The 4585-nt window shown below is 66.1% G+C and carries 5 protein-coding genes; 2 read left to right on the forward strand and 3 right to left on the reverse strand.

Features of this window, described 5'->3' with window-relative positions; translation table 11 throughout:
- Positions 1 to 156: 156 nt before the first annotated feature.
- Genes tgmC through tgmA form a run of 3 tightly spaced genes read right to left on the reverse strand, consistent with a single transcriptional unit; the run spans position 157 to position 2611 of the window.
- Positions 157 to 1392 carry an ATP-grasp peptide maturase system methyltransferase gene (tgmC, locus tag UWG_RS0116845; RefSeq protein WP_016908388.1) on the reverse strand — a complete coding sequence of 412 codons (1236 nt, stop codon included), beginning with the start codon at positions 1390 to 1392 and terminating at the stop codon, positions 157 to 159.
- Positions 1389 to 2351 carry an ATP-grasp ribosomal peptide maturase gene (gene tgmB / locus UWG_RS0116850; protein ID WP_016908389.1) on the reverse strand — a complete coding sequence of 321 codons (963 nt, stop codon included), beginning with the start codon at positions 2349 to 2351 and terminating at the stop codon, positions 1389 to 1391. The genes tgmC and tgmB overlap by 4 nt, the downstream gene beginning before the upstream one ends.
- Entirely contained in the window at positions 2351 to 2611 is a 261-nt protein-coding gene (gene tgmA / locus UWG_RS0116855) for a putative ATP-grasp-modified RiPP (RefSeq protein ID WP_033196206.1), read from the reverse strand. Before tgmA ends, tgmB begins: the two co-directional genes overlap by 1 nt.
- Positions 2612 to 3342: 731 nt before the next feature.
- On the opposite strand from tgmA, the gene UWG_RS0116860 reads away from it, so the two are divergent.
- Positions 3343 to 4173 (forward strand): DUF5753 domain-containing protein, encoded by an 831-nt coding sequence (locus tag UWG_RS0116860; RefSeq protein WP_016908391.1) that lies wholly within the window; start codon positions 3343 to 3345, stop codon positions 4171 to 4173.
- Positions 4170 to 4379 (forward strand): DUF397 domain-containing protein, encoded by a 210-nt coding sequence (locus UWG_RS0116865; protein WP_016908392.1) that lies wholly within the window; start codon positions 4170 to 4172, stop codon positions 4377 to 4379. Before UWG_RS0116860 ends, UWG_RS0116865 begins: the two co-directional genes overlap by 4 nt.
- Positions 4380 to 4585 lie beyond the last annotated feature (206 nt).

The raw sequence follows: 4585 nt of genomic DNA on the forward strand, positions 1-4585 counted from the left end.
TGTACCGCGAGGGTGGAGCTGCGGCTCCGGCCGAGGACGGCCCTTGCCTTCAAGAGCGCTCCAACTCTTGGGCTCGCAGCAGTTTTCCGGACAGGCACGGCGTACACGACCCCACCCGGGAAGGAACAGTGCAGGATCTCCCCGCCGTCCCGGACATCAAGCAGTCAAGGGCGGATGCGAGTGCTCCCAATGCAGGGTTGGTTCCTTCCCTCCGAGCCATTTCGACCGTCGGTCGTTGCTGATCTGCTTGCCGTCGATCCAGTAGGTGTGCGCATTCCGCGTAACCGCCACGCGGACAGCGGTGATGTCGGGCTCGCCTGCCTTCTGCCAGGCGGTCACCGCCTCTTCGATGGCGTCCCAGATCGCGACGGGTCCGCCCTGGCGCACCCTCCATTGGTCCCCGTCGGCAGTGAGGGCAGCGAATGCCTCCCGCTCGGTGTCGAACAGGTACACCACCTCCCGGCTATCGCTGACCGCGTGGATCAATTGAGCCCCTGGAGCGGCGAGTTGGGCAAGGAAGGCGGGCATCCAGTCGTTCAGCACATCAGGGGACAGGCGTGTCTTCCGCTCGGTGTCGGCGTACGCGGCACGGGCCGCAAGGTCCCCGGAGAGTGGGACGACCGCCTCCGCGCGGGCCGGCATGAAGGACGTACGGCCGATGATGCGCCCCTCGGCTGTCCCGTCCTTCACGGTGAGCTTGGCCAGTCCGGTTCCGTAGGACCAAGAGCTGGGACTCAGGGTGGCCAGGATGATGCCGCCCGGCTTGGTCTGCCTCACCCACGCATACGGGATGCGGCGGAGCGCGCACGTGGCAATGGTGCGGTCGTAGGGTGCCCGGCGGGGGTGGCCCAGGAGTCCGTCCCCGGCGACGGTCCACGTGGAGTATCCGGTTGCTTCCAGGGCATCGTCCGCCCGACGGGCCACCTCGGGGTCGACTTCGACGCTCGTGACGTTGTCCTCCCCCAGGCGGTGGCACAGCAGGGCCGTGGAGTAGCCGGTCCCGGTGCCGATTTCCAAGACGGTCATGCCGTCTTCCACGTCCAGGGCTTCGTTCATCCCGACCACTGTTGCGGGCATCGTGGAGGAGGAGGTGGGGAAGCCGGGCAATGGCCCCTCTGCGGTGTCGGCGGTTACGTGGTCGTCGAGTTGGGTCACCCACGTTTCGTTCCGGTAGACGAGAGCCAGCCACTCATCCTCGTTCGTGTCTGGGCAGACGGGGGTGTAGCGGAGGTGGCCGTCAGGGCCGGGAGCGTCCTTGAAGAAGAATCGCAGGAACCGTTCCCGGGGCACGTCTTCGACCGCCCTTCGCCATTCGGCGGTCTTCAGCACGCCTCCCTGTTGCAGGAGGTTCGCCAAGTCCTGGCGGAGGTTGGTGGAGTCGGGACGGGTCACGTCGGGGCTCCTTGCGCCAAGAGATCAGCGAACGCGGCAGCGATGGGTAGTCCGGTCTCGTCTTCGAGCCAACCCCATTGGCCGTTCGGATTCAGCTCCAGCCAGTGGAGGCCGTTGTCACGGGTGAGGCACAAGTCGTAGCTGCCGGAGGCTAGGCCGAAGTGGTCAAGGTGTGCAGTCAGGGCTTGTTCCACTGCGCCGGGAAGGGTCATGGGCGTGTAGGTCAAGGCGCTGTAGTCCGCGCGCCAATCCAACAGGTCGGAGTCGATACGGACGGCGAACACCTTCCCGCCGACCACGACCGCCCGCACGTCCGCGACCTTGGGGACCCGGGCCTGGAAGAGGTGCGGAACCACGGTCACGTTCTCGTCCACGTCGTCGGCGGAGACGGGCTCGGTCCACGTGGTCAGCCCCACGCCGTCGCTCCGGCGGTAGGGGGTCCAGCGAAGGGTCTTGAAGATCACCGGGGCGTGTTCGGTGATGAAGGACCGGACGGCTGCCAGGTCGTTGGAGATCAGAGTGGGCGGGATCGTCAGGCCCAGACGTCGGGCCACGGCCAGTTGAAGAGGCTTGTGTTCGGCGGCACGGTTGCTCAGGGGATGGTTGACGTAGCGGCAGTTCGGCAGCGCGTAGAGCGTTCCGCCGAGACCGTGGCGGACATGAGCCTCCGCGTACCGCGCGTCCTGGGCATCCAGATGCTCGAAGCGGGGCCAAGTGGGGCGGCGCCAGTACACGGCCCGCACCCCCTCCAAGTCGGCTGTTCTGGAGGGGGTACGGAGAGTGCCGGCGGGAGTGACCGGACCGGCGCCGAACCGGGCAGAGAGCGTAAGACGGTCGCCTGTCTCCGACAGGTCGAACCGCACGACCGGGACACCGCGCCTGTTGAGTTCAGCAATCACCATGTCGGCGGTCACGTCGTCCACTTCGGTGACGACCGCGACCGGTTCAGCGCCGCTCATCAATCCTGCTCGTCGTCCTGGTCGTGGTCGGTGTCGTTGCGGCTGTCGAGGTTGGTGGACTGCGGGCTGGTCTCGGTCCCCTTGGCGGTGCCGTGCTTACCCATCTCCACGACGCCGCCGCGCTCGTCGCGGAAGACGGCGACCTGGGTTGCCGGGTCCAGTTCGACCGTGGCGTACCCGGGCTGGTAGGTGCTCGGGTAGGGGCGCATGCGCGTGATGCCCCAGGGAATGCGGGGGCGTTCCGTGGTAGTAGTCGACATAAAGTGCCCTTCTCTTCGCGGCGCGGCGGGGTCGCCGTGCTTCTGTTGTCCATCCTTCGCGGTGGTACTACCCGGCCCTGCCGGACAGGGGCATCCTGAATGCGTCCAGGGACTCTTCGGTTGAGCCGGCCTCTTCTTCGATTCCCGGTGCGTCGGGCACTTCACGTCAGCCCCCGGCGTTGGGTGCGGTACAGACCGGCCAGGGCGCGGAGTTGGTGCGCTTCCCATGCCGGGACAGGCTTCAGCTTGGGGCGCACTCAACCAGAACCGCGGATGCCTCTTCAGGAATGCTCACGCGACACCCTCTTCAGCCCGGCTTCCACACTCCGCAGGAGTGCCCTGTCCGGCACGCAGTACGGGTACCCCCACCGGGCACGTCAAGGCGGAAGCGCATCCAAGCGTCGGGGAGGAGGCGTTTCCGCTCCCACGCCAGAGCTCGTTCGTCCGAAGTCGTCAACTGTGTTGTGGGAAACAGTTTTTGGGCACGGCTACCCATGGGAATCCCCTCTGCCGGACTGCGAGCCACGTTCCCCCATAAGCGCGCTGAGGAGTCACCGCCGCGGGCTTGCGTCGGGCGGTGGACTGGTCACAAGAGTGGGGCAGGACTCGGTACGCTGGCGAGTGTTCCAACTTCCAACCTGGAGTTTGGCACTGGCGGCATATGCATAAGCCGCTGACCGCCGAAAACAGCAACCGGCAAGGCGCGACCAGAACTGTGGTCAGGGGGAAATATGAGCGCAGCGGCCGCGGAACATGAGCAGGACCCGCGCCGCCGTTTCGCGGAAGAGTGCCGGAGCGAACGGGAGTTGTATCCGGGCAGGCCGCTGACCCAGACCGACTTGGCCAGGATCACTCGCACGTCGAAGAGCACGATTTCGCGTGTGGAGAGGTGTGACGGACCTGTCCCGGCGGCTCTTCCGGCGCTCCTGGACCAGGTGTTCAGCACGGACGGGAAGTTCAAGCGCCTCTACGAGGAAGCGGTCGCTTCCTCGTTTCCATCCCTGTACCGACGACGGATGGCGCTGGAGCGCTCTGCCGTGCTCATCCGGGAGTGGTCCCCTACCATCGTGCCCGGTCTCTTCCAGACCGCTGACTACGCGCGCTACCTCGTCAAAGGCGGTTCCCCTCTCGCAGGTGAGGACGAGGTGGCGGGGTTCGTAGACAACCGGGTCACGCGGCAAGCGATCTTCGCTGCTGAGACACCACCGGATGTGCGCTTGGTCTTGTGCGAATCAGTCCTGCGCCGTCGATTCTGTCCGTCGGACATCATGCGCACCCAACTGCAAGCCCTGTTGGACGCCGGGGAGCGACCCACGGTCCGGGTCCAGATCCTCCCGCTCGACGCTCCAGCGCATCTGTTCATCGACTGGCCGGTTACGTTGCTCACCTCATCGAGCCAAGCCGTCTCGGTCTGTGTGGAGAACTACCGGACGGCGGGCATCGTCGAGGATTCCGCTTACGTGCAGACGGCGTTGCGGACCTACGATGCACTCACCAGCGACGCACTGTCGCCCAGGGAGAGTGCGCGCCTGATCGTAAAGCAGATGGAGACTCTGTCATGAAGATGGGACCGGCCCAGTGGGTCAAGTCGAGCTACAGCAGTCCCGAGGGCGGCAACTGTCTGGAGTGGTTCCCCAGTACGGCCCAGACGACGGGTGTCGTCCCTGTGCGCGACAGCAAGGAACCGGCGGGCCCTGTCCTGTCGTTCCGGCCTGACTCGTTCGCTCAGTTTGTCGCAGGCGTCAAGGCCGAAGAGTTCCTCGGCTGACCGCGGAGCGCTTCCGGCGGCCTAGCCTCGATCGTTCATGAGTTCTCGTGAGTTGGTTGGGGGGCTCTGTGCTTGTGAGCCGCCGCTTTCTGGGATCGGGTCAGGTTGAGGGCCCGGCTGTCGTGTCGGGTGAGGCGCCGGGTTCCACTTTCTGGGGTGGCGCTGACCGCGGTCGCTCAGACGGCGGCCACCACCGGCTCGACGAC

It is taken from the genome of Streptomyces xiaopingdaonensis (assembly GCF_000262345.1).
Taxonomy (GTDB): Bacteria; Actinomycetota; Actinomycetes; order Streptomycetales; family Streptomycetaceae; genus Streptomyces; species Streptomyces xiaopingdaonensis.

Coding starts and splice junctions, on each gene's coding strand:
- tgmB (WP_016908389.1), bottom strand. CDS start 2,351: ATGAGCGGCGCTGAACCGGTCGCGGTCGTCACCGAAGTGGACGACGTG.
- tgmA (WP_033196206.1), bottom strand. CDS start 2,611: ATGTCGACTACTACCACGGAACGCCCCCGCATTCCCTGGGGCATCACG.
- UWG_RS0116860 (WP_016908391.1), top strand. CDS start 3,343: ATGAGCGCAGCGGCCGCGGAACATGAGCAGGACCCGCGCCGCCGTTTC.
- UWG_RS0116865 (WP_016908392.1), top strand. CDS start 4,170: ATGAAGATGGGACCGGCCCAGTGGGTCAAGTCGAGCTACAGCAGTCCC.